We start from the raw sequence: 21,365 nt of genomic DNA on the forward strand, positions 1-21,365 counted from the left end.
CATACCTCGTGAATCCTGTAGAATCCTGGATTCTAGCACTCCCGAACCCTGACTACCCGAGAAACGGCACCATGAGCATCGTCGCCAACAAGAAGGCTTTCCATGACTACTTCATCGAAGAGAAGCTGGAGGCCGGAATCGCGCTGGAGGGCTGGGAGGTCAAAGCGATTCGGGGAGGGCGGGCGAGCATCAAGGAATCGTATGTTGTCATCCGTAACGGCGAAGTGTTTCTTTTCGGCATGCATATCACGCCACTGCTGGCGGCGTCGTCGCATGTCAAGCCGGACCCGGTTCGCACCCGCAAGTTGCTGCTGCACAGCCGGCAAATCGGCAAGCTGATCGGCCAGGTCGAACGCGCTGGTTACACCCTGCTGCCGCTCGACCTGCATTTCCAGCGTGGCCGCATCAAGGTCGAGATCGGTCTGGCCAAGGGCAAGAAGCAATACGACAAGCGGGAAGCCGAAAAAGAGCGCGATTGGGTGCGCGAGAAGGCCCGGCTGATGCGCGAGAAGGGTTGATCAACGGAGGTAACTACTCAGGAGGTTTGGCATGGTTACTGCTGGCAGCCTGTCGGACTTTCCAGTCATCGGCGGGCATTGTATGCTATGATCATGGTTACTGGATCGACCGAGCCCCTGCCATGCCAAATTTCATCGTCACCGACCGCAAGACCGACTACCTGCCGCCGCCGTCGCTGGACGACTGACTTAACGAGGATCACCTGGCGCGATTCATGGTTGAGGTGATCGATGATCTCGCTCTTTCCAATCTGATTCGGCAGTACGCCGGTCGGGGATCGAAAGCGTACCATCCCGACCCTGCTGGCGATTCTGGTCTATGGCTACGCTACGGGCATCTTCTCCAGTCGCAAGCTGGAGCGGGCGACCTACGATTCGGTGGCCATGCGCTTTATCGCCGCGGGGAGCCATCCTGATCTCGACAGCCTGGCTACGTTCCGCAGCCGTTTCCTGAACAAAATCAGCGCCCTGTTCGTCCAGATCCGTGGCTGGTGGCGGCTTTGAACCAGCGTACAACGCCCAGGCCGGGGGTCGATGCCGCCACGATGCGGGTCGTGGCGGTCGGAGTCGCGCAAGCCTCCAATGACAAGGAGCAGGTCGAGCCGATGCTGGCGAAGCTCAAGGCACAGACCGAGGTGCTCGGTGCCGTGGACGGCCTCATCGCCGACACCGGCTTTTGCAGCGAGAAGAACATCCCGGCGGCGGCCGGCATCGAGCCGCTGATCGCGGTGGCTCGCGACGAGCACCCTCCGAGCTGGCGGGAGCGCCACAGCGACGAGCCAGCGCCACTGCCCGAGAATGCCATACCCGTGCAGACCTTGTCCCATCGTCTGAAGACCAAGGCTGGGCGGGCGCTCTACGCTTTACGCAAGCAGACCGTCGAGCCGGTCTTCGGCATCCTCAAATCGGTGATGGGTTTCCGCCAGTTCTCGCTGCGCGGTCTGAAGAAGGTCACTGGCGAGTGGACGCTGGTCTGCCTGGCGTGGAATTTGAAGCGCCTGGCCGCATTGCGTCCACAGTAGGGAAGGACGAGGAGGAAAGCCTCGAAAATGCCGGAAAATCGGCAAACCCGGGCCTTTTCATCCCGCATCGTGGAATTTACGGGTTTCTCCCGCCCTAAGTCCGACAGGCTGCTAGGTTGGGCTATCCGAGATGCTAAGATTGACGCTTGCCCAAGCGCCAACCCCACAGGGAGAATCTGCATGAAACTAGAAACACTCGCCGTCCACGCCGGCTACAGCCCCGAACCGACGACCAAGGCGGTTGCCGTACCGATTTACCAGACCAGCTCGTATTCCTTCGACAGCACCCAGCATGGCGCCGACCTGTTCGACCTCAAGGTGGCCGGCAACATCTACACGCGCATCATGAATCCGACCCAGGATGTCCTCGAAAAGCGCGTTGCCGCAATGGAAGGTGGCATCGGCGGACTGGCGCTGGCCTCGGGCCAGGCGGCGATTACCTACGCGATCATGACCATCGCCGAAACCGGTGACAATATCGTCTCGGCAGCAACACTTTATGGCGGGACCTACAACCTTTTCGCACACACCCTGCCACAGTATGGTATCGAGGTGCGCTTTGCCAACCACGCCGAGCCGGCCAGTTTCGAAAAACTGATCGACGGCAAGACCAAGGCCATTTATTGCGAGTCGGTCGGCAACCCGCTTGGCAACATCACCGACTTCGAGCTGCTCGCCGAGATTGCGCACCGCCATGGTCTGCCCCTGATTGTTGACAACACGGTTCCTTCGCCCTATCTGTGCCGTCCCTTCGAGCACGGCGCCGACATCGTCGTTCACTCGCTGACCAAGTATATCGGCGGTCATGGTAACTCGATCGGCGGCATGATCGTCGACAGCGGTCGCTTTCCCTGGGCTGAACACAAGGCGAAATTTCGGCGCCTCAACGAGCCGGATGTCTCCTACCACGGGGTGATATACACCGAGGCCCTGGGTCCGGCAGCCTTCATCGGTCGTGCACGCGTCGTGCCGCTGCGCAATATGGGTGCCGCCATCTCGCCGTTCAACAGCTTCCTGATTCTGCAGGGTATCGAGACGTTGCCGCTGCGCATGGACCGCATCTGCGCCAACACCGAAAAGATCGCTGCCTATCTGCAGGGCCACACCAAGGTGGCGTGGGTCAATTACGCCGGCCTGCCCGATCATCCCGACCACCCGCTGGTCCAGAAGTACATGGACGGCAAGGCTTCCGGGATTCTCACCTTTGGCGTCAAGGGCAACGGCCGCAGCGGCTCGGAGGCGGGTGCGCGCTTTCAGGATGCGCTGCAGTTGTTTACCCGGCTGGTCAACATCGGCGACGCCAAATCACTCGCCTGTCACCCGGCATCAACCACGCACCGCCAGCTGTCTCCGGCAGAACTGGCCAGGGCGGGTGTCTCCGAGGAAATGATTCGCCTCTCGATCGGTATCGAGCATGCCGATGATCTGATCGACGACCTGGAGCAGGCACTGGCTGCAGCCTGATGGAAGCCTTGTTGACATAAGGGCCTTGTGACGAGCACAGGGCAGAATTTTGGGCTAACATGTGGATATTGTTGTCTGCCGGTCATGCCTACCGATGTTCAGTAGCCCACCTCTTCCGCCGTTCGTCGATCTGCGTGCTGATGATGTCGAAATCGGAAATTACGCGGCACTGCTCGACAGCCTCGACATTGCCCTGCTGGCCTTCTCTCCCGACGGCTCCCTGCATCTGCGCAACACTCAGGCCGCCACCCTGCTTGGCGATACACCGGTCGAGTGGGAAGACGAGAACGGTCAGCCGCTGGCCATAGACCACCGCCTCGAAATCGAGGTGGCGCAGACACGGCAGGCCATTCTGCACCGGGCCATCGGCATCCGGAAGACCGCATCGGGCGCCACTGCCTGGTGCAAGGCCGGCGCCTTTCCGGTGTTCGCCGACGACGGCAGCCTGCGACGTGTCCTTCTGGCCCTGGCCAAACTGACTCCCTATAGCCATCTGGCAAGCGACAGTCGGCCCATGCCGACACACGACCTGCTCACCGGGGTCTTCAACCAACGCTATATCAGGCTGTTGCTCGACGACGAGGATCGCCGCGCCCGACGTTATGGAACCCCTTTTGCCCTGGCGCTGATCACCATCGATGGCTTTGCCGATTTTTGCGCGGCGAATGGACGGGAAGCCGGCGAACACGTACTTGCCGAGGTGGGTTCCCTGTTGGGCAAGAGTCTGCGTGGTTTCGACATGGTTGGCCGCTTCAGTTCCGATCAGTTCCTGTTGATTCTGCCTAATGTTTGCATCCACGATGCGATGATTGGCCTGGAACGTGTCCGCGAAACAGTCGAGGCAACGTATTCGCGTCATGTCAAGTCGCCGTGGACGATCAGCGGTGGCGTCACCGAATACAGCGGCGAAGATTCAGCGACACTGATCGAGCACCTGCGACCACTGCTCATCGCGGCGCAAGAATCCGGTGGCAACCGGCTCTGTGTAGACCCGGAGACTTTCTAGGCTTTACCCGGCCAGTCGAACTGGTCAACCGGCGATGCCCTATGGATCACCACTGATCGACGACCTGGAGCATGCGCAGGCGACTCCTGGATGGTTTTCTGGCCCACCCAAAGCCTTCTTAATATCAACGGCTTCACGACGAGCGCAGAGCGGGATTTTGGGCTAACATGCAGATATCGTTCTTTCCCGGTGATGCCCGCAGATGTCCAGTAGCCCACCCCTCCTGCCGCCCGTCGACCTGCGTGCCGATGATGTCGAAATCGGAAACTACGCGACGCTGCTCGACAGTCTCGACATTGCCCTGCTGGTCTTCTCTGCCGACGGTTCCCTGCATCTGCGCAACACTCAAGCCGCCACCCTGCTTGGCGATACGCCGGTCGTATGGGAAGATGAGAACGGCCAGCCACTGGCTGTCGACCAGCGCCCCGAAATGGAGGTGGTACAGACGCGGCAGGCCATTCGGCATCGGGCCATCGGGATCCGGAAGGCAGCGTCCGGCGCCACCGACTGGTACCGGGCCAGCGCCTTTCCGGTGTTCGCTGACGATGGCAGTCTTCGACGTGTCCTTCTGGCCCTGGCCAATCTAACCCGCAACCATCCGTGGGCAAGCCAGTCCATGCCGACACACGATGCACTCACCGGGGTCTTCAGTCCAGGCTATATCAGACTGCTGCTCGACGATGAGGATCGCCGTGCTCGCCGTTACGGTACCCCTTTTTCCCTGGCGTTGATGACCATTGATGACTTCGCCGATTTCTGTGCAGCGAATGGACGGGAAGCCGGTGCACGCTTGCTCGCCGAAGTGGGCTCACTATTGGGCAGGAATCTGCGCGAGTTCGACATGGTGGGCCGCTTTGCTTCCGATCAGTTCCTGTTGATTCTGCCCAATGTTCGCATCAACGATGCGATGATCGGTCTGGAGCGTGTACTCGCCGCGGTCGAGGCGGCCTATTCGCACAACACCAAGCCGACACTGACGATCAGTGGCGGGGTCACCGAATACAGTGGCGAAGATTCGCCGGCATTGATCGAACACCTGCGGCCGCTGCTCAGCGCAGCGCAGGAAGCGGGGGGTAATCGGCTCTGCGTGGATCTGGAGATCTTTTAGGCTTCGTCCGCTGGCCGACAGGCGCAGTCGATCAAGACAGATGCGGCAAGCCGAGATACTCGCGCGAACGCATCTCGGTCAGACGGCTGGCGGTGCGGAAGAACTCGCTGGCCTGCGTGCCCTGCGTGTACAGTCCGTCCGGACCACAATCGGCGGTGGCAATCAGCTTGACCTTGTGATCGTAGAAGATGTCGACCAGCCAGGTAAAACGCCGCGCCTCCGATGACATGCTCGCCGACATCCTGGGAATCGCCGAAAGCAGTACCGTATGATAGCCGCGCGCCAGCTCGAGGTAGTCGTTCTGGGAACGCGGCCCACCGCACAGCGACTTGAAATCGAACCAGATCACGCCGTTGCCACGGCGTTGTGTCGGAATATGACGCCCGAGAATCTCGACAGTACCGCCCGGTTCGCCCTCGCCATCGGCCATGGCGGCGAAATACCCGGCCATCTTCAGCTCGGCCGTAGCGTCGGCCGGGTAATGAAAGATCTCGACCTGCTCAAGCGTCCGTAGCCGATAATCGACACCGGCATCAATTTCCCGCACCTCCAGCCGCGACTTGATCAGGGCAATCGTCGGCAGAAAGTTGTCGCGTTGCAGGCCATTCGGATAGAGCCTGTCGGGCGGGTAATTGGAAGTCATCACGAAAACCACTCCGTGGGCAAAGAGTGCTTCGAGCAAGCGGCCGAGGATCATCGCATCGGCGATGTCGGAAACGTGAAACTCGTCGAAGCAGAGCAGCCGCACTTCTGTCGCGATGCGCTCGGCCACCCGAAGTAGTGGATCGTTCTCGCCCTTGAGTTCGTTCAACTGCCGATGCACCCCGTGCATGAAAGCGTGGAAATGAATCCGGCGCTTGCGACGATACGGCACCGCATCGAAAAAGCAGTCCATCAGGAAGCTCTTGCCGCGTCCGACGCCGCCCCAGAAATAGAGGCCACGCGGCACTTCCGGCGGTGCGAAGAGACGCCGCAAGGTGCTGCGCCGCCCGACCTTGAACGACAGCAGTTCGTAATAAAGGCGCTGCAGGCGTTCGGCCGCGGCACGTTGTGCGGCGTCGGCCTGAAAATTGCGCGCCGCGAGCAGGCCCTCGTAGGCGTCGATCATTCCCCGCTCGGGGACTTTGAGAACTCTATGAGGCATCGGCGTCTTTCCGCTATCCGAGAGGGATTTCCTCGCGTTCGTCGAGCAGCAAGCGGGGCAGGCCAGGATCGCAACCGCTGCCACGCATCCACTCTCGCCAGCGATGCCGACATTCTAAACCATTGCCGGCAAAACGTCAGATGCGGACTTGAGCGCTTCCGGAAGCTTCACCAGGAGGATACCGGTGTCGAGCAGTGCGGCACGGATGGCGGTCGCCGCGGCCACCGCCTGCGGGCCGTCGCCATGGACGCAGATGCTGTGAAATTCGGTGCGGATCAGTTGGCCGCTCAGGCTGACGATACCGCCTGCGTCGAGCATGCGCAGCACCTGCTCGACGCAGGCGTCGGCGTTATGGAGAACCGCACCGGGCTGGCTGCGCGGCACGAGCTTGCCGGTGTCGGTGTAACTGCGATCGGCAAAGACTTCGGCGACGACTGGCAGGCCCGCGGCTGCACCCGCCAGCAAAAGCTGCGAAAGCGCCGGCGCGAGCAAGATCAGTGCAGGATCGAAGCTCTTGATCGCAGCCACCACGCTGCCCGCCAGCGCCGCATTCTCACAGGCCATGTTGTTCAGCGCACCATGTGGCTTGACATGCGTCAGCCGCCCGCCTTCGGCTTGTGCCATGCCGGCAAGGGCGCCGATCTGGTAAATCAGCATCGCTTCGATTTCTGCCGCCGGAAGTTGCATCGCCCGCCGACCGAAACCCTGCAGGTCGGGAAATGAGGGATGTGCGCCGAGACTGACGCCGGCAGCCAGTGCCTGTCGAACCGTGCGGCGCATCACCAGCGGATCGCCGGCATGGAAACCACAGGCGATGTTGGCCGCACCGATGATGCGCAGCAGTTGATCATCGCTGCCCATTTTCCAGGCCCCGAAACTTTCACCGAGGTCGGCGTTGAGATTGATTCTGCCGGTCATCCTCCCTCCCACTGTGAAGGCGGGGCATCCTGTCCAGGCGTCGCCGCCCAGGCCACCGGATCCACCTCGCAGGCATTGACGACACCACTGACCAGGTTGGCGGCGTAAATTGCCTGCAGATCGAGCCTCTCCTCTTCCGCCAACGGCCCGATGCCGGCGATCAGTGCGTGCAGAGCTGCCGCGTGCGTGCGCGCCGCTCGTTCGGCATCCGCCACCGAAACGGCAGCAAAGCGAATCCACTGTCCTGGTGCCAGCACGGCCAGGCGCGGCAGATCGGCCGAGATCACCGTCGCGATCTTCGGATAACCGCCCGCGGTCTGGCCATCGGCGAGGAGCACGATCGGCTGTCCCTGGCCCGGTACCTGAATCGACCCCGGCACAGTCGCGTCCGAAGTCATCTCGGAGCCTTTCTCGGGGCGATGTCTGAGCACGGGACCATGCAGACGCATGCCCATGCGATCGGTCGCGGCGGAAACCTGGTAGGGCTCACTCAGGAAGCAGGCCAGCGACGCCGCAGTGAAGTAATCCTCCTGTGGTCCGGGAACGACGCGAATCGGCGCCGCATTCAGCGGCGGCAAGGTTCGCAGCATTTGTTGGCCGGCCCTGCACTCGCCGACCGGCAGGCGGACTCCGGGCGACAAGCAGCGACCGTCGAGGCCACCGAGGCCGGCAGGCGCATAGGTTGATGCGCTGCCGAGTTGCTTGTGGACGCTGACCCCGGCCAGCGCGAGGTAGCCAACCCGGCCCGACGACAGCAGGCCACAACGCAGGGTCTCGCCGGGCGCGAGCGTTACACTGCGCCACGATTCGAGGCGACAACACCCGCCGGCGCCAACCACGGCAGCCGAAAAATTTCCGGCCAGCGCAAGCTGCACCGGTGAGTCGAGCGCCCGCACTGCCAGGCCGCCGACAAAAAATTCGATCGCCGGGGCACCTTCGGGATTGCCGAGCAAGGCATTGGCCAGGCGCAGCCAGTCCGGCTGCAATGCACCGGCGCGCGGCACGCCAAGCCGACGGAACCCTGGTCGGCCAAGATCCTGGAGCGAAGCCAGCGCGCCGGGGTTGACGATTTCGAGAAAAGCGTTCATCGACCGGCTTCGCCATCGACCAGGAAAACCAGAGGCGGCTGCGCTGCCGCGCACAATTTCGGCATTTCTGCGAGCAGCAAGCGATACTCGGTGGCTGCGACCGCCCGGAAGCATACCCGGTCGCCAGGCAGGAGCAGCGCCGCCTGTGGCCAGTTCGCCGAAAACAGTGGCACCGGACAGGCACCCAGCAGGTGCCAGCCACCGGGGCTTTCCCAGGGATAAATCGCAGTCAGGGTGCCGGCGGTCGCCACACTGCCCGCTGGCACGCGCAGGCGCGGCTCGCTGCGGCGTGGACGCGAGATCTGTGCCGGCAGATCGCCCAGAAAGGCAAAACCCGGCTGGAAGCCAAGCATGTAGACCTCGTAGGTGACGGAAGCATGCCGACGAATCACCTCGGCCGGTGGCAAGCCGCAAGCCTGTGCGAGTTCATCGAGATCCGGCCCGCAGGCAGCGATCTCGTCGCCGTAACAGACTGGCAATTGCCAGACACGTCCGCGGTGCGGCCCATCCCTGGCCACCGACGAGCGCAGTGCGGTCTCTGCGTATGCCATCACGGCCGGTTCGATTTCGGCACGCGAGCACAGCAAGGGGTCATAGATGACGGTCAGCGAACGGAAGGTCGGCACCGTTTCGACGATCCCGCGCAGCTCGCCGCGGCCGATCGCCCGCGCCAGCGCCGCGTCGAGCGCCGCGACCGCGGCCAGCAGGTGCCGCTCGATGCGCTCGCCGAACTCGATGGTCAGCGCCGTATCTCCGGCGTTGAGGATGCGCAAGCTCATGCCGCCATCTCCTTCAGATCGCCGGGCCAGCCCGCATGCGCGGCTCGTCCTTCCCTACTCGCGAACCGCTTCCGCCCAGCAATTGGGCGTTTCGTAGAGGCGCAGGCGCTCGAGACGCAAGCGCCTGCCATAGCGGTCCCGATAGACCGCGTCGAGAATCGAGAAGGCTGTCTGCGCAAGGTTTTCGGCCGTGGGCACGCAATCGAGCAGCACCGTCTTGTGTCCAGGAAGCGACGCCAGAAAACTCGCCACCGGCAGGTCGCCGGCATAGACCAGGAAGGCATGATCCCAGGCATCGACCAGATGTTCACAGGCCAGGGTCTTGACTTCGGAAAAATCCATCACCATGCCGTTGGCCGGGTCGCCGTCTTGGCGAACGATGTCGCCGGCAAGCGTAATCTCGATTGCATAGCGATGCCCGTGCAGATGCCGACATTCACTCTGGTGGTCGGGAATGCGGTGGCCAGCGTCAAATTCGAGGCGACGGGTGATAAGCATCGGAAGGGCACCGGAAAAGAAGGCGCGATTATAGCACCGCCACTCTCGGCCCCTGCGGACGCGGCGACGCCGCAGCAATTCCAAATTTGCCCTAGCCGGTATTTGGGCGGACATTGGCTTTGCGAGGCACGGGTTTGAGGGCATCGAGCATGAAGTCGAAGAGAGTGTCCCAGGATTGGCAAGGGAGGTCCTGAACGAGTGCGCGCAGAGGTTCGAAGAAGGTGTGTCGAGAGGGCAGTTGGGCGCGTATGGCGCGATAGCAACTGGTGGAGCCCTTCGACCGTCTCCATCCGTCATGGCGTGACATGCTCGGGGGGACACCGGGTCCCGTAGATTGCGGATCTGGGGAGCGCTGGGAATCTGAGGCATGCCGAACAAGGCTGTGGCGTTGTGGCATTTTCGTTCCTTCTGCAGGCGCCCCTGAGAATTCAGGAACGAAGGACTCTGGGTGAAAAACACCGAAAAGGCACCGAGCGCGGCGTCTTCCATCGTGTAGCGCTGATGGTTGCCCCCTTTGCGCGCATCGGGCAGGTCGCGAAAGGGGGCGCGAATCCGATTAATCATGAGGCTCGCCGTAAAAACCGGCCATTCAGTCCTCACCTCAACAGCCATCGGAACTCTTCACTCAAATCTGAAAAAACCTTTGTATCATGACGGTCTTAAATTTGGAATTGCTGCAGGAGGATACCTGTTGTGACACAATACCTGCCGTTGTGACACCAGGAGATTCGTGATGCGCACCGTCACCATCCGTGAGGCCCGCGAAGGCCTTTCCCACCTCGAGCAACTGTTCGCCGACGGCGACGAGGTCATCGTCACGCGGCGCGGTGAACCGGTGGCGCGCATTTTGCCGATACACCCGCCTAAACCAGGCCTGGGTTCGCTGCGCGACTTTCTGGCCAGTCAGGCGTTGCAGACGATCCCCAGTGAAGCCCTGCTCGCCGAAGACCGGGAAAATCACTGTTGACCGCTTATATCGATACCAGCGCCCTGGCGAAATGCTATGTGCGCGAGCCCTGGTCGCTACAGGTTCTCGACTGGACTGATCGTCAGGGGGCACCAGCAACCGCGGCCCTGACGCTGGTCGAATTCCGCTGCCTGCTGGCACGGCGCAAGCGTGCCGGACAGATCGACGCCGCGCTCGAACAGCGCGCACTGGCCGAATTTGACGGGCATGTGCGCTGCGGCGCCTGGCAGATTCAGTCGGTTGCCCTGAATGACTATGCCGCAGCTCGTGACTTGATTGACATTCTCCCGGCAATTTCCCTGCGTGCGCCCGATGCCTTGCATCTCGCCGCTGCACGCGCCTGCGGTGCTAGCGCGTTTGCCACGGCTGACAAAGTCCGGGCCGTCGCCGCCGAAGCACTCGGTTTCACCGTACATCGCTTCTACTGAAGGCTCATCGTCTACGGTGAGGAAGTACCGCGTCATGGCTCAGCCTGATGTGACTGCTTGTAAGCTTATCGATCGGGAATCGACTCACTTTGCAGGGACGCTGATAGCCAAGCAAAAGACTTCAACGGCTCTTTTTTCAATATCTGGAGTGCTACTCAAATGACAACACCTTTCGTATCCGCCGCCGCAGCAGTTGCCGTTTTTTCTGCCGTCAATGCCTTTGCGCAGTCGTCCGACCCGGTGGACCCCTCTGCCTTCGTTGATCAGTTCGAGGCTACCTTCGGCAAGTTCGAGGGATACCGTCGTTCGGGCGCCAAAGGCATCTGTGCGGTGGGCGAATTCGTCGGCACAGCGGAAGCCCGCAAACTGTCCACCGCGTCGGCATTCAGCGGCAAACCGGTGCCCGTGATTGTTCGCTTTTCCGTCGGTGGAGCCAACCCCAAAGCGCCGGACAACGCGAAGTCACAACGCAACATGGCACTGCAATTCGATCTGCCCGGCGGCGAGCAATGGCAGATGGGCAACATCTCGGCGCCCGTGTTTGGCGCCTCGTCGCCGCAGCAATTCTTCGCGCTGCTTGCCTCCCGCCAGCCCGACCCCGCTACCAAGCAGCCCGATCCTGCCAAGGTCAAGGCTTTCAATGAGGCCAACCCCGACGTGCTGCTCCTGCCCAAGTATCTGGCTTCTCAGCCTGTACCGGCCAGTTTTGGCAGCATCAACTACTGGGGCGTGCATGGCTTTGGCCTGGTCAGCGCGAGCGGTGAAAAGCAATTCGGCAAGTGGATTTTTGAACCCGTAGCGGGCGTTCAGGGCCTGAGCGACAACGAAGCCAAGGCCAAGGGTCCGAGTTTTCTGTTTGATGATCTGCGCCAACGGGTAAAGGAGGGCAAGGTGGCGTTCCACTTCAATCTTGAACTGGCTCAATCGGGTGACAAGATCGACAACGCCACGGTCCCGCTGCCGGAAGGCCGCAAGAAAGTCACGCTGGGAACGCTCAAGATCACATCGGTATCGGCGGACGCAGAGGGTCCCTGCCTGAGCATTACCTATAACCCGATGGTCCTGCCCAAGGGGGTTGAGGCATCGGCAGACCCGATGCTGGCGGCACGTGCGGCGCCTTACGCCGTTTCGCTGGGACGCCGCCTGGTCGAAGGCGCCAAACAGCAGTAACCGCCGACATCTTGCCGGGTGCGCTGCGCTGAACCTGAGTCGGCGGCCCGGCATTTCCTGACGGATAGGAAATCCAGCGGCGGCTGGGAAGTGTATGAGGGCCGATGCATGGCCCGTCAAGCTTGAATCTCGGAGTCGACGAGTAAGTGCGAGGGGGGAGCATGAGCAAGGGCAAGGCACGGACAGTGGCGACCAATTGGGCCGAGCTGGGCGGCAGGATGCTTGCGGGCAGGATTTCGCCGCGGCTGTGTCAGCGGCTCGCGGAGTGTGTCGCCGCGATGGCGGCCCTGGAGAAGATTTCCTCGCCGGTCATCCCCTATATCGCCGCCTGGCGCGAGCATGAGAAGATCATCTGGTATGAATATGTCGGAGCGCGGTTTCTTGCCCTTCTCGGCTGCGATCGGGGGAAAGTCGACGAGGTTTTTCGCCAGAGTATCGTCGATCGGCGTCTTTACCGGTACGCCGAGCGGGAGAGCAAGGTGAAGGAAGAGATCGTCACCCAGGCCGAGTTGCGCAGCGATCAGGCCGGTTTGCGCGAGGAGGTGAAAAGGGCGGGGGCGGTGGAATTTGTTTATCAACTGGCCTTGCCGGGGGGGAAGACGATCTGGCTGAAGGACCAAGCCAACATCGAGGTCTTTGCCGAAGACCAGATCTGTCTCTCCATTGGCTGCCTGACCGAAGTCACCAAGGAGATGGAGCAGAAGGATCTGCTGGAAAAAATCGGCTATTTCGACGAACTGACCAACTTGCCGAAACGGACCATTCTCCAACGGATACTCGATATCAATATTGGTAATCTCCGCCGCGGCCACATCAACGATTTTGTCTTTCTATTGTTGGACCTCGATCATTTCAAGGTGGTGAACGACACCCATGGCCATCAGGCCGGGGACCAGGTCTTGATCGGCTTCGCGGAGGTGATGCGCGCCACCAAGCGGCATGAGGATGAGATCGGCCGGTATGGCGGCGAGGAGTTTTACGGATTCTCCATCGGCAGCTTGAAGAACGGTATCCAGTTTGCCGAGCGCTTGAGGCAGGCGGTGGCCAACACCGATTTTATCTTCAATCGGGAGCGGGTCCCGGTCACCGTCTCCGTCGGTCTGGTCGCAGCGAGCCAACTCGCGGGAGGCGGGGAAATCAGTATCGAGGAGCTGGTGCGGGTAGCGGATCGGCGGTTATATGTGGCCAAGGAAGAAGGACGAAACCGGGTGGTTTTTCAAGGCTGATCTCTCAGATCACATGCCCGTGGGTTCCTTCGCACCGGCGTCCCGACGATAGGGATCGCTCGGGTCATGCGCCATCTCCAAAATTCGGCTCATTCCTCCTGGTTCGGCTGCTCGGCAGGAATGAACGGAATCAGACCTTTCTCGAAGGCTATCCGCTGCACTTCTAGCGGCGCGTGACGGATGTCCACCATCAAACCGTTAACCTGCAGCATCCACACCAGCGGATTCTTCGTGAGACGACTGGGCAACGTCCATTCAGGCGAGAAAGGGCCCATCTTGAGAGTTTCCCGGATTTCCCTGGATTTGTTCTGCCCGGTGCTTTCGGCAATCCCGAAATATCCGTAGATCACGCTGGGTTTACAGTGCGGTGTCTGAGACGGGTCGTCCAGAAAATTGACTCGTCCCACTGCATGCACAGCCGCGGCCGCCCAGACCTTCTCCATACCGCGTAACAGAGGGGATGGCCGTTTTCTGGCAAGGGCACCGATCACCTGGTGGATTATTTCCCGGTATTCCGCGTTGAGCTTCTCGTCGCAGAAGGCGTCGGTCAGGGTCGTGATGGCGGCGAACTTCTCTGCCATAGCCTTGGGGATTCTCTGGGACATGAACGTAACCATCCGATGAAATGTGAGCGCAGTATGTCGAAAATTATAACCCCGTCCTCGCCGACGTTCAGTCGGTTAAACGCAGCCGCTGCATTCATCCCGGTGATTCAATCAGGCCTCTCACTGAAAGTGGCAGGCGCCAGGACCGTCAGGGTGGCCGCAACTTCCGCATGGGCCGGGAAGATCAGGCGTGCCTGTAGCCGAACCTGTCAAGGCCGAAAAGGCCGACAGTTTCTTGCGCAGGTCGGTGCTATGGCAATCCGGGCACTCTGGAGCCGGCGAAGACTGGCGTACCAGCTTCTCGAACTCCTTGCCGCAGGCGGCACACGCGTATTCGTAGATGGGCATGATGTCGATACTCCAAATGATCCTGAATGATCCTTGCCAACCCGTCTATTCGCCGATGTTGCGAACAGGTCGTGATTGGTGCAGGCATGGCGATGATCGCCAGTGCGCCATTCTCCCATTTTTGCCTGGGTGGTGCGAAAGCATTCGCCGGAATCCAGTTCGTTTTTCGAACGGGCTCTTTAACATTTTGATCAGATAAACGAATCTGGATTCCGGCGTACACCGGAATGACTTTGGGCTGTTAGAACAATGCCTTTGCATCGAACAAGGGACTGCGACCCACACTTTCATTCGCACCCATCAGCGTCCTGGCGATTGACGTCGCCAGGCGGGGGTTCTACACTCGGCTGCGGTGTGGCTGGATTCCCCATCGTGGCTTTGATGGGCAGACTTTGATACCGGGGAGTGATCCGTGAACGCGAAAAGCTTGTTGGCAACCGAAGAGAAGGCAACGCTTCTGGTTGTCGATGACACGCCCGAGAACTTGACGGTTCTGGGCGAACTGCTGCAATCGGCCGATTATCGGGTCAGGGTGGCGAATTCGGGCCGGAGTGCCCTGCGTATCGCGGTTTCCGATCCGAAGCCGGATCTGATCCTGCTCGATGTCATGATGCCGGATATGGACGGCTATGCGGTCCTGGTTTGCCTGCGTGAGGATTCGAGAACGCGCGATATTCCGGTCATTTTCGTGACTGCTCTGGATACGGCCGTCAGCGAACATCACGGTCTGGAAAGCGGTGCGGTCGATTACATCACCAAGCCCCTGCGACCACTGATCGTGTTGGCTCGCGTCCGCACCCAACTCGAGCTGAAGCGGGCGCGCGACTGGTTGCGAGACCAGAACGCGTTTCTCGAGGCGGAAATAGCCCGACGCATGGCCGAGAATCAACTCGTCCAGGACATCAGTATCCACGCGCTGGCGCGATTGGCGGAAACGCGCGATCCGGAAACCGGCAATCACCTGCGCCGCACTCAGGAGTATGTGCGTATTCTGGCCATGGCGTTGCAGGAGCATCCGGGTTTTGCACCGTTCCTGACCGACCGCAACATTCAACTCCTGGCCAAGTCGGCGCCGCTACACGATATCGGCAAGGTCGGTATCCCCGATCATATCTTGCTGAAACCCGGCAAGCTCGATCCAGACGAGTGGAAAATCATGCAAACGCACGCCAGGATCGGCAGGGAGGCCATCGAGCATGCCGAGAGTGACGCCGAACAGCGGGTCGAATTCCTCGTGCTGGCCAAAGAAATCGCCCATTACCATCACGAGCGGTGGGACGGCAGCGGTTATCCCGAAGGGCTTGCCGGGGATGCGATCCCCATCCCGGCTCGCCTGATGGCTTTGGCCGATGTCTTCGACGCGCTGATCACGCGGCGCGTCTACAAACCCCCCATGCCTTCCGACCAGGCACGCAACATCATCGCCGCAGAGAGCGGGCGGCATTTCGACCCGAATGTGGTGGAGGCTTTTCTTGCTTCCTTTGGCCAGTTCATGGCCGTCGCCGAACGCTATAGCGATGACGAAAAGGCGCTGAGGGCGAAGCTGGACCGGGTTGAGGGCCGAGTCGAAAGTCTTCGGGCCTGAGTCGGCGGCGCGCTGCCGAGGTCCGGCCAAAGCCCGGTGGTCGCGATCTTTCCCCAGGGTGAACGCACGCATGAACACCGTTCCCTGCCGTCGCGGGGAACGGCAAGCGCGCATCGGGTTTGCTCTCCGGCGTGGGCAGGGTGACGGTGAACAGAGGGCAACACGACTCGTCATACCCCATCCGTGCGTCGCATCATCATGATCCGCCAATCCCCATGGACCGAGTAACTGAATGAAACCCCCGATCGACTCCGATCCGTCTGACCGCATGGAACGACGGACAGCGCCTGGCGAACAACCCGCACGCATGCAGTCTTCGCTGGATTGGGTGCTCGAAGCCGCCGGCATCGGCGTCTGGGAGTACAACCACGTTGCTGATTGCTGCATCTGGAATACCCATCTGCGCGCCCTCCTGGGCTACCGCATCGATCAGGTTCCGACCAGCCTCGGGGCCTGGCTCGATCTGATCCATCCGGACGACAAACCGGAGGTGCTGGCGCGGGTCGAGGCGACGCTGCTGGCGACCGGAACCCGGCTGTACGAAGCCGAATATCGCTTGCGCACGGCGGACGGAGGATGGATCTGGTTCAACGCGCGTGGCCGGGTCGTACGACGGGACGAGGCGGGCCGCCCGCTGCTGACCGCGGGCACGATGATCGATATCTCCGAGCGCAAGCACACCGAGTTGTTGCTGCAGATACAGCACGAATTCTCCGGGATGCTCGCAGCAGCGCCAAATCGCGAGAGGCTGCTGCCGGCGATCCTGGACAGCGCGTTGCGCCTGCCCGAGCTGGACGGCGGAGGACTCTACTGGCGCGAGCCCGACGGCGGCTATCGCCTAACAGTCGAGCGGGGCTTGTCCGAGACTTTTTTCGCTCAGGTTCGCCACCTGGCGGCAGATTCGCCGCAGGCGGAAGTGATCCGCCAGGGGCATTTGCGATGCAGTTGCGCACCCCCACAAGAGTATTGTACCGACTCCTCGCTGGTTGGCGAGCCGGGACTGGTCGAAGAGGGCATCGTGTCGCTGGTGGTTCTGCCTATCCACGTCGACGACGAGCCAGTGGCCTGCCTCAACCTGGCCAGCAAGCAAGTGGGTGCGGTGCGGCCGTTGACCGTGACCGCCCTGGAAACACTCGCGCGCCAGTTCACCCTGGCGCTCGAACGTCTCCGGGGCCAGGAAAAAGCCGCCAACCACCGGTACGACCTGGAGGGCTTGTTCGGCGCCATCGCCGATTATGTGTTCGTGCTCGATACGGAAGGCCGCATCCTGTACTACAACGCGGCCGTCGCGGAAGGACTGGGCTACGGTGATGCGCGGCTCGGTCAACCGGTCTCGGCCGTTCATCCCCCCGAGCTACTCCACGAGTGCCGGCGTATGGTTGCAGAGATCCTGGCCGGCACCCGTGCGCATTGCTCCTTGCCATTGCAGAAGGCCGACGGCACGCTGATCCCGGTGGATACCCGCGTGGTGACCGGCCGCTGGAACGGTCAGCCGGCGCTTGTCGGGGTCTCGCGCGACATCACGGAGTCTGTCCGGCAGCAGAAAGCGCTGCAGCGTGGCGAAGCCCTGTTGCGCGCCACCCTGGATTCCACTGCCGACGGCATTCTGGTGATCGGCGACGACGGCGCGGTGTTGAACGCCAACCGCCGCTTCCAGAAATTGTGGCGAATACCGAACGAACTGATGGCTGCCGGGCAGGACGAGCGGCTGCTCGGTCATGTGCTGGACCAAGTGTCCGATCCCGAAGCTTTCCTGCGGGACGTGCAGCGACTCTACCGGACGGACGAAAGTCGGTGGGACATTCTGGAATTCAAGGATGGCCGGATTTTCGAACGCTTCACGCGGGCGTTTCCTCTCGATGACAGGCAGGCGCGCCTCTGGAGTTTCCGCGATGTCTCCGAGCGGAACAGGGCGCAGCGCGCGTTGGAAGACGAACGTGCGCAATTGCAGACGCTGATCCGGACCATCCCCGACCTGGTTTGGCTGAAAGACCCGGAAGGGGTCTATCTTGCGTGCAACCCGGCTTTCGAGCGCTTGTACTTCGCCCCTGAAGCAAGGATCGTCGGCCGAACCGACTACGACTTCGTCGATCCGGAACTGGCCGATTTCTTTCGGGCGAATGACCGGGCCGCCGTGGCGGCCGGTGGGCCGCGCATCAACGAAGAATGGCTCACCTTTGCCGCTGACGGTCGACGCGGTCTGTTCGAAACCATCAAGACGCCGATGCACGCCAGCGACGGCCGCCTGATCGGCGTGCTCGGCATCGCTCACGACATCACCGTGATGCGGGCGACGCAGGATGCGCTGCGCGAGCGGGAGGAGCTATATCGCACGATCGTCAATGAGGCTGGCGAGGCCATTGATCTGGTGGATGCGCAAACGCTTCGGTTCGTTGAGGTCGGCGGCGCAGCGTGCCGGATGCTGGGCTACAGCCGCGAGGAACTGCTGGGGTTGTCGCTGGTGGCGATCCAGGCCGATCGGGGAGAGGACGAGATCAGGGCCTTGTGCGCGCGGCTGCTCGCCGTCGGTGGCGCGACCTTCGACGCCCGGCACCGCTGCAAGGATGGCCGAATTCTCGATACACAGGTCACCGTGCGCGCCATCCATCTGCACGGTCGCGACTATTTCCTCGGTATCTGGCACGACATCAGCGAGCAGAAGCGCGCCGAAACAGCACTGCGGGAAACGACGATGTTCCTGCGGGAAAGCCAGGCCATCGCCCGTGCCGGTGGCTGGAAAGCCAATCCGGTGACGGACACGCTGATGTGGACCGAGGAGGTCTTCCGGCTGGTGGAACATCCCCTGGACCAGCCACCCGCCACTTTGGAAGAGGGGTTGCGGTATTACGCGCCCGAATACCAGGCCGTCGTCCGTCAGAACCTGCAGGAAACCTGGGAGCGTGGAACTCCCTTCTGCCTGGAATGCGGGATGATCGCCGCATCGGGACGCCGCTTCTGGGCGGAGTTGCGCTGCGTCGGCCGGATTGAGCACCAGGGAGAAACGTACATGACCGGTACGTTCCAGGACATTACCGAGCGCAAGCAGGTCGCCGCCGAACTGGAGCAGCACCGCTACCATCTGGAAGAACTGGTGGCCGCGCGAACGGCCGAACTCGAAGCCGCCAACCGGCAACTGCTGATCAGCGACATGCGGCTCAAGGCGCTGTTCGAGATGAGCCAGCAGGCTGATCGGATGAACGAGCGCGAGCTCCTGCAGCGCGGCATCGAGGAAGCGGTTCGTCTGACCGGCAGCGAGATCGGCTACCTGCACCTGGTCAACGACGACCAGGAAACCCTCCAGCTTTACACCTGGTCGGCTGCGACTCTGAAGCATTGCACTGCCGCCTACGACAGCCACTACCCGATCTCGATGGCCGGGGTCTGGGCCGATACCGCCCGGTTGCGCCGCGCGGTCGTCCACAACGACTACCAGAGCCTGCCCGATCGGCAGGGCTACCCGCTGGGCCACGCCCACCTGATTCGTCACCTGGGCGTACCAATCGTCGAAAATGGCCAGGTCCGGGTGTTGTTCGGCGTCGGCAACAAGCCCACCGACTACGATCGCTCAGACGAGCACGAACTGCAGTTGATTGGCGACGACCTCTGGCGAATTGTCATGCGTCGCCGTGCCGAAGCGGCCCTGGCCGTGGCCAAGAACGCGGCGGAGGAGGCCAGCCGGGCCAAGAGCACGTTTCTCGCCAACATGAGCCACGAAATCCGTACGCCGCTCAACGCCATTCTCGGGATGACCTACCTGGCGCGGCGCAGGGCGAGCGATCCGAAGCTCAGGGAACAGTTGGACAAGATCGAAGGCGCCGCCGATCACCTGCTCGGGGTCATCAACGATGTGCTCGACCTCTCCAAGATCGAGGCGGGCCGATTCGAACTCGAACGATCCGAGTTCGTTCTCGACCAGGTCTTTGCCCAGGTTCTCGTTCTGATCGGTGACAAGGTGCGAGCAAAAGGGCTGGCGCTCGTCACCGACATCGATCCGGTGCTGGGGAGGCTGTGCGGCGACTCCTTGCGGCTCGGGCAGATCCTGATCAACTTTGCCGGCAACGCAGTCAAGTTTACCAAACGCGGGTCCATCACGCTTCGGGCGAGAGCCCTGGAGGAGACGGCCACCGGCTGGCAGGTTCGTTTCGAAGTCCAGGACACCGGCCCCGGTATCGAGCCGGAGGATCAACAGCGGCTGTTCAACGATTTCGAGCAGGGGGACAGTTCCACCACGCGCCAGTTTGGCGGAACGGGTTTGGGATTGTCGATCAACCGGCGGCTGGTGCAGCTGATGGGCGGCACGCTCGGCATCAAGAGCCAACCCGGTCACGGCAGCACGTTTTGGTTCGTCGTCCACCTCGAAAAGCGTGTCGGCGCGGCCCGGACACCGGCGCGCGACGAGTCGATGGCAGGCGCGCTTCCCGAGACCAGCGCCGAACGCGCGTTGGCGCGACACCACCGCGGCGCTCGTCTGCTGCTGGCGGAAGACAACCCCATCAACCAGGAAGTGGCGCTGGGCTTGCTGCAAGAAGTCGGCTTCATCGTCGATGTCGCGCAGCATGGTGCCGAGGCGATTGATCTGGCACGAAAGACTGACTACGACCTGATCCTGATGGACGTGCAGATGCCGGTGCTCGACGGACTGAAAGCGACCCGGGCGATTCGCGCACTGGCCGGCCGGGAGCATGTCCCCATTCTGGCGATGACCGCCAATGCCTTCGAAGAAGATCGGCGGCGCTGTCTGGATGCAGGCATGAACGACCATATCGGCAAGCCGGTGGACCCCGATGTCCTGTTTGCGACGCTCCTGAAGTGGTTGCCGGATCGAAGCGCGCCGACCTCCGGCTCCCCACCTTCCACCGAGCTGGCCACCGCGCCGGCCACCGACTTGCCGGATCGACTGGCGGCGATCCCCGGTTTCGATCCGCGCCTGGGCCTCGAGCGCGTACAGGGCCGGTCGAACACCTATCTGCGGCTGCTGCGGCAGTTCGCCGAGTCCAGCGCCGACGACGGCATGGCGTTGCGGCGCTACCTGGCCGTCGGTGACCATGTCGCGGCCCGCCGCTGGGCCCACTCCTTGCGCGGTGCGGCGGGCACCCTGGGCGCCGTCCGGCTGCAGACACTGGCTGCCAAACTGGAGGAGGCCTTTTGCGAAGAGCGGTCGGCAGCCGAGACCGGGCGGCTGGTGGCAGAGGTCGAAGCCGCGCAGAGTGCGTTGGTAGCCGCCTTGCGCGCGGCACTGTCTGCCGAAGCGGTCGTGTCCTGCGCCGATCCGGACTGGCCACGCGCCCGTGTGGCGCTGGCCGAACTCGAGGCGCTGCTGTCTGAAGACGATATTCGTGCCGGCGACACTTTCCGCACCAATGCTCCCCTGCTGCGCGCCGCCCTGGGGGATGAGACGGTGAAGAAGCTGGCGCGAAACATCGATCGTTTCGATTTTGAACGGGCGCTCGCGGTCCTGCGAGAGGCGCGCGCGGAAAAGACCTGATCAAAT

The 21,365-nt window shown here is 62.0% G+C and carries 17 protein-coding genes and 1 pseudogene; 11 read left to right on the forward strand and 7 right to left on the reverse strand.

The genetic code is table 11. The features are described 5' to 3' along the window. The first annotated feature begins 71 nt into the window (after positions 1-71). The 5 genes and pseudogenes from smpB to V5B39_RS12335 all read left to right on the forward strand — a co-directional run bounded on the left by smpB (position 72) and on the right by V5B39_RS12335 (position 5,118). Positions 72-518, forward strand: coding sequence for an SsrA-binding protein SmpB (gene smpB / locus V5B39_RS12315; RefSeq protein WP_332343191.1), 447 nt, complete (start codon positions 72-74; stop codon positions 516-518). Between the two features lie 122 nt (positions 519-640). Continuing rightward, positions 641-1,540, forward strand: a pseudogene (locus V5B39_RS12320) (transposase). A 180-nt stretch (positions 1,541-1,720) separates the two neighbouring features. After that, positions 1,721-3,004 carry an O-acetylhomoserine aminocarboxypropyltransferase/cysteine synthase family protein gene (locus V5B39_RS12325; protein ID WP_332343192.1) on the forward strand — a complete coding sequence of 428 codons (1,284 nt, stop codon included), beginning with the start codon at positions 1,721-1,723 and terminating at the stop codon, positions 3,002-3,004. 94 nt (positions 3,005-3,098) lie between these two features. Then, on the forward strand, positions 3,099-4,010 hold the full coding sequence (locus V5B39_RS12330) for a GGDEF domain-containing protein (RefSeq protein WP_332343193.1): 912 nt from the start codon (positions 3,099-3,101) through the stop codon (positions 4,008-4,010). Between the two features lie 202 nt (positions 4,011-4,212). Further along, positions 4,213-5,118, forward strand: coding sequence for a GGDEF domain-containing protein (locus V5B39_RS12335; RefSeq protein ID WP_332343194.1), 906 nt, complete (start codon positions 4,213-4,215; stop codon positions 5,116-5,118). Between the two features lie 31 nt (positions 5,119-5,149). On the opposite strand, the gene zapE is transcribed toward V5B39_RS12335, so the two are convergent. The 5 genes from zapE to queD all read right to left on the reverse strand — a co-directional run bounded on the left by zapE (position 5,150) and on the right by queD (position 9,545). Continuing rightward, positions 5,150-6,262, reverse strand: a complete 1,113-nt coding sequence (zapE, locus tag V5B39_RS12340; protein WP_332343195.1) for a cell division protein ZapE — start codon at positions 6,260-6,262, stop codon at positions 5,150-5,152. A gap of 114 nt (positions 6,263-6,376) precedes the next feature. Next, on the reverse strand, positions 6,377-7,180 hold the full coding sequence (locus V5B39_RS12345; protein WP_332343196.1) for a LamB/YcsF family protein: 804 nt from the start codon (positions 7,178-7,180) through the stop codon (positions 6,377-6,379). After that, positions 7,177-8,268, reverse strand: a complete 1,092-nt coding sequence (locus V5B39_RS12350) for a biotin-dependent carboxyltransferase family protein (RefSeq protein ID WP_332343197.1) — start codon at positions 8,266-8,268, stop codon at positions 7,177-7,179. The genes V5B39_RS12345 and V5B39_RS12350 overlap by 4 nt, the downstream gene beginning before the upstream one ends. Next, positions 8,265-9,047, reverse strand: coding sequence for a 5-oxoprolinase subunit PxpB (gene pxpB, locus V5B39_RS12355; protein ID WP_332343198.1), 783 nt, complete (start codon positions 9,045-9,047; stop codon positions 8,265-8,267). The genes V5B39_RS12350 and pxpB overlap by 4 nt, the downstream gene beginning before the upstream one ends. Positions 9,048-9,101: 54 nt before the next feature. Continuing rightward, positions 9,102-9,545: a 6-carboxytetrahydropterin synthase QueD gene (gene queD, locus V5B39_RS12360; RefSeq protein ID WP_332343199.1), complete on the reverse strand. Its 444-nt coding sequence runs from the start codon at positions 9,543-9,545 to the stop codon at positions 9,102-9,104. A gap of 733 nt (positions 9,546-10,278) precedes the next feature. On the opposite strand from queD, the gene V5B39_RS12365 reads away from it, so the two are divergent. From V5B39_RS12365 to V5B39_RS12380, 4 genes are all read left to right on the forward strand, one after another. Then, a complete protein-coding gene (locus tag V5B39_RS12365; protein WP_332343200.1) occupies positions 10,279-10,512 on the forward strand; it encodes a type II toxin-antitoxin system Phd/YefM family antitoxin in 234 nt (77 codons plus the stop codon). Beyond that, positions 10,509-10,940 carry a type II toxin-antitoxin system VapC family toxin gene (locus V5B39_RS12370; RefSeq protein WP_332343201.1) on the forward strand — a complete coding sequence of 144 codons (432 nt, stop codon included), beginning with the start codon at positions 10,509-10,511 and terminating at the stop codon, positions 10,938-10,940. The genes V5B39_RS12365 and V5B39_RS12370 overlap by 4 nt, the downstream gene beginning before the upstream one ends. Before the next feature lie 159 nt (positions 10,941-11,099). Further along, the gene (locus V5B39_RS12375; RefSeq protein ID WP_332343202.1) at positions 11,100-12,110 is read left to right on the forward strand and encodes a catalase family peroxidase; all 1,011 of its coding nucleotides are present in this window, start codon (positions 11,100-11,102) and stop codon (positions 12,108-12,110) included. Between the two features lie 161 nt (positions 12,111-12,271). Next, a complete protein-coding gene (locus V5B39_RS12380) occupies positions 12,272-13,336 on the forward strand; it encodes a GGDEF domain-containing protein (protein WP_332343203.1) in 1,065 nt (354 codons plus the stop codon). Between the two features lie 89 nt (positions 13,337-13,425). Here V5B39_RS12380 and V5B39_RS12385 read toward each other — a convergent pair whose 3' ends face one another. Both V5B39_RS12385 and V5B39_RS12390 read right to left on the reverse strand, forming a co-directional pair. After that, entirely contained in the window at positions 13,426-13,941 is a 516-nt protein-coding gene (locus V5B39_RS12385) for a DUF6398 domain-containing protein (RefSeq protein ID WP_332343204.1), read from the reverse strand. Positions 13,942-14,061: 120 nt separating this feature from the next. Next, positions 14,062-14,289 carry an FmdB family zinc ribbon protein gene (locus V5B39_RS12390; protein WP_332343205.1) on the reverse strand — a complete coding sequence of 76 codons (228 nt, stop codon included), beginning with the start codon at positions 14,287-14,289 and terminating at the stop codon, positions 14,062-14,064. Between the two features lie 412 nt (positions 14,290-14,701). Here V5B39_RS12390 and V5B39_RS12395 point away from each other — a divergent pair, with 412 nt between their 5' ends. Further along, positions 14,702-15,874, forward strand: a complete 1,173-nt coding sequence (locus V5B39_RS12395) for a two-component system response regulator (protein WP_332343206.1) — start codon at positions 14,702-14,704, stop codon at positions 15,872-15,874. 232 nt (positions 15,875-16,106) lie between these two features. Beyond that, positions 16,107-21,359, forward strand: a complete 5,253-nt coding sequence (locus V5B39_RS12400; RefSeq protein ID WP_332343207.1) for a PAS domain S-box protein — start codon at positions 16,107-16,109, stop codon at positions 21,357-21,359. The last annotated feature ends 6 nt before the right edge of the window (positions 21,360-21,365 follow it).

The sequence above is a fragment of the Accumulibacter sp. genome (genome assembly GCF_036625275.1).
Classification (GTDB): domain Bacteria; phylum Pseudomonadota; class Gammaproteobacteria; order Burkholderiales; family Rhodocyclaceae; genus Accumulibacter.

Excerpts from the sequence above, each read along its gene's own strand:
- V5B39_RS12350 (WP_332343197.1), bottom strand. The coding sequence starts at position 8,268 with ATGAACGCTTTTCTCGAAATCGTCAACCCCGGCGCGCTGGCTTCGCTC.
- V5B39_RS12385 (WP_332343204.1), bottom strand. The coding sequence starts at position 13,941 with ATGTCCCAGAGAATCCCCAAGGCTATGGCAGAGAAGTTCGCCGCCATC.
- queD (WP_332343199.1), bottom strand. The coding sequence starts at position 9,545 with ATGCTTATCACCCGTCGCCTCGAATTTGACGCTGGCCACCGCATTCCC.
- V5B39_RS12330 (WP_332343193.1), top strand. The coding sequence starts at position 3,099 with ATGTTCAGTAGCCCACCTCTTCCGCCGTTCGTCGATCTGCGTGCTGAT.
- V5B39_RS12325 (WP_332343192.1), top strand. The coding sequence starts at position 1,721 with ATGAAACTAGAAACACTCGCCGTCCACGCCGGCTACAGCCCCGAACCG.
- zapE (WP_332343195.1), bottom strand. The coding sequence starts at position 6,262 with ATGCCTCATAGAGTTCTCAAAGTCCCCGAGCGGGGAATGATCGACGCC.
- pxpB (WP_332343198.1), bottom strand. The coding sequence starts at position 9,047 with ATGAGCTTGCGCATCCTCAACGCCGGAGATACGGCGCTGACCATCGAG.
- V5B39_RS12390 (WP_332343205.1), bottom strand. The coding sequence starts at position 14,289 with ATGCCCATCTACGAATACGCGTGTGCCGCCTGCGGCAAGGAGTTCGAG.
- V5B39_RS12345 (WP_332343196.1), bottom strand. The coding sequence starts at position 7,180 with ATGACCGGCAGAATCAATCTCAACGCCGACCTCGGTGAAAGTTTCGGG.
- V5B39_RS12365 (WP_332343200.1), top strand. The coding sequence starts at position 10,279 with ATGCGCACCGTCACCATCCGTGAGGCCCGCGAAGGCCTTTCCCACCTC.
- V5B39_RS12335 (WP_332343194.1), top strand. The coding sequence starts at position 4,213 with ATGTCCAGTAGCCCACCCCTCCTGCCGCCCGTCGACCTGCGTGCCGAT.
- V5B39_RS12400 (WP_332343207.1), top strand. The coding sequence starts at position 16,107 with ATGAAACCCCCGATCGACTCCGATCCGTCTGACCGCATGGAACGACGG.
- V5B39_RS12375 (WP_332343202.1), top strand. The coding sequence starts at position 11,100 with ATGACAACACCTTTCGTATCCGCCGCCGCAGCAGTTGCCGTTTTTTCT.
- V5B39_RS12380 (WP_332343203.1), top strand. The coding sequence starts at position 12,272 with ATGAGCAAGGGCAAGGCACGGACAGTGGCGACCAATTGGGCCGAGCTG.
- smpB (WP_332343191.1), top strand. The coding sequence starts at position 72 with ATGAGCATCGTCGCCAACAAGAAGGCTTTCCATGACTACTTCATCGAA.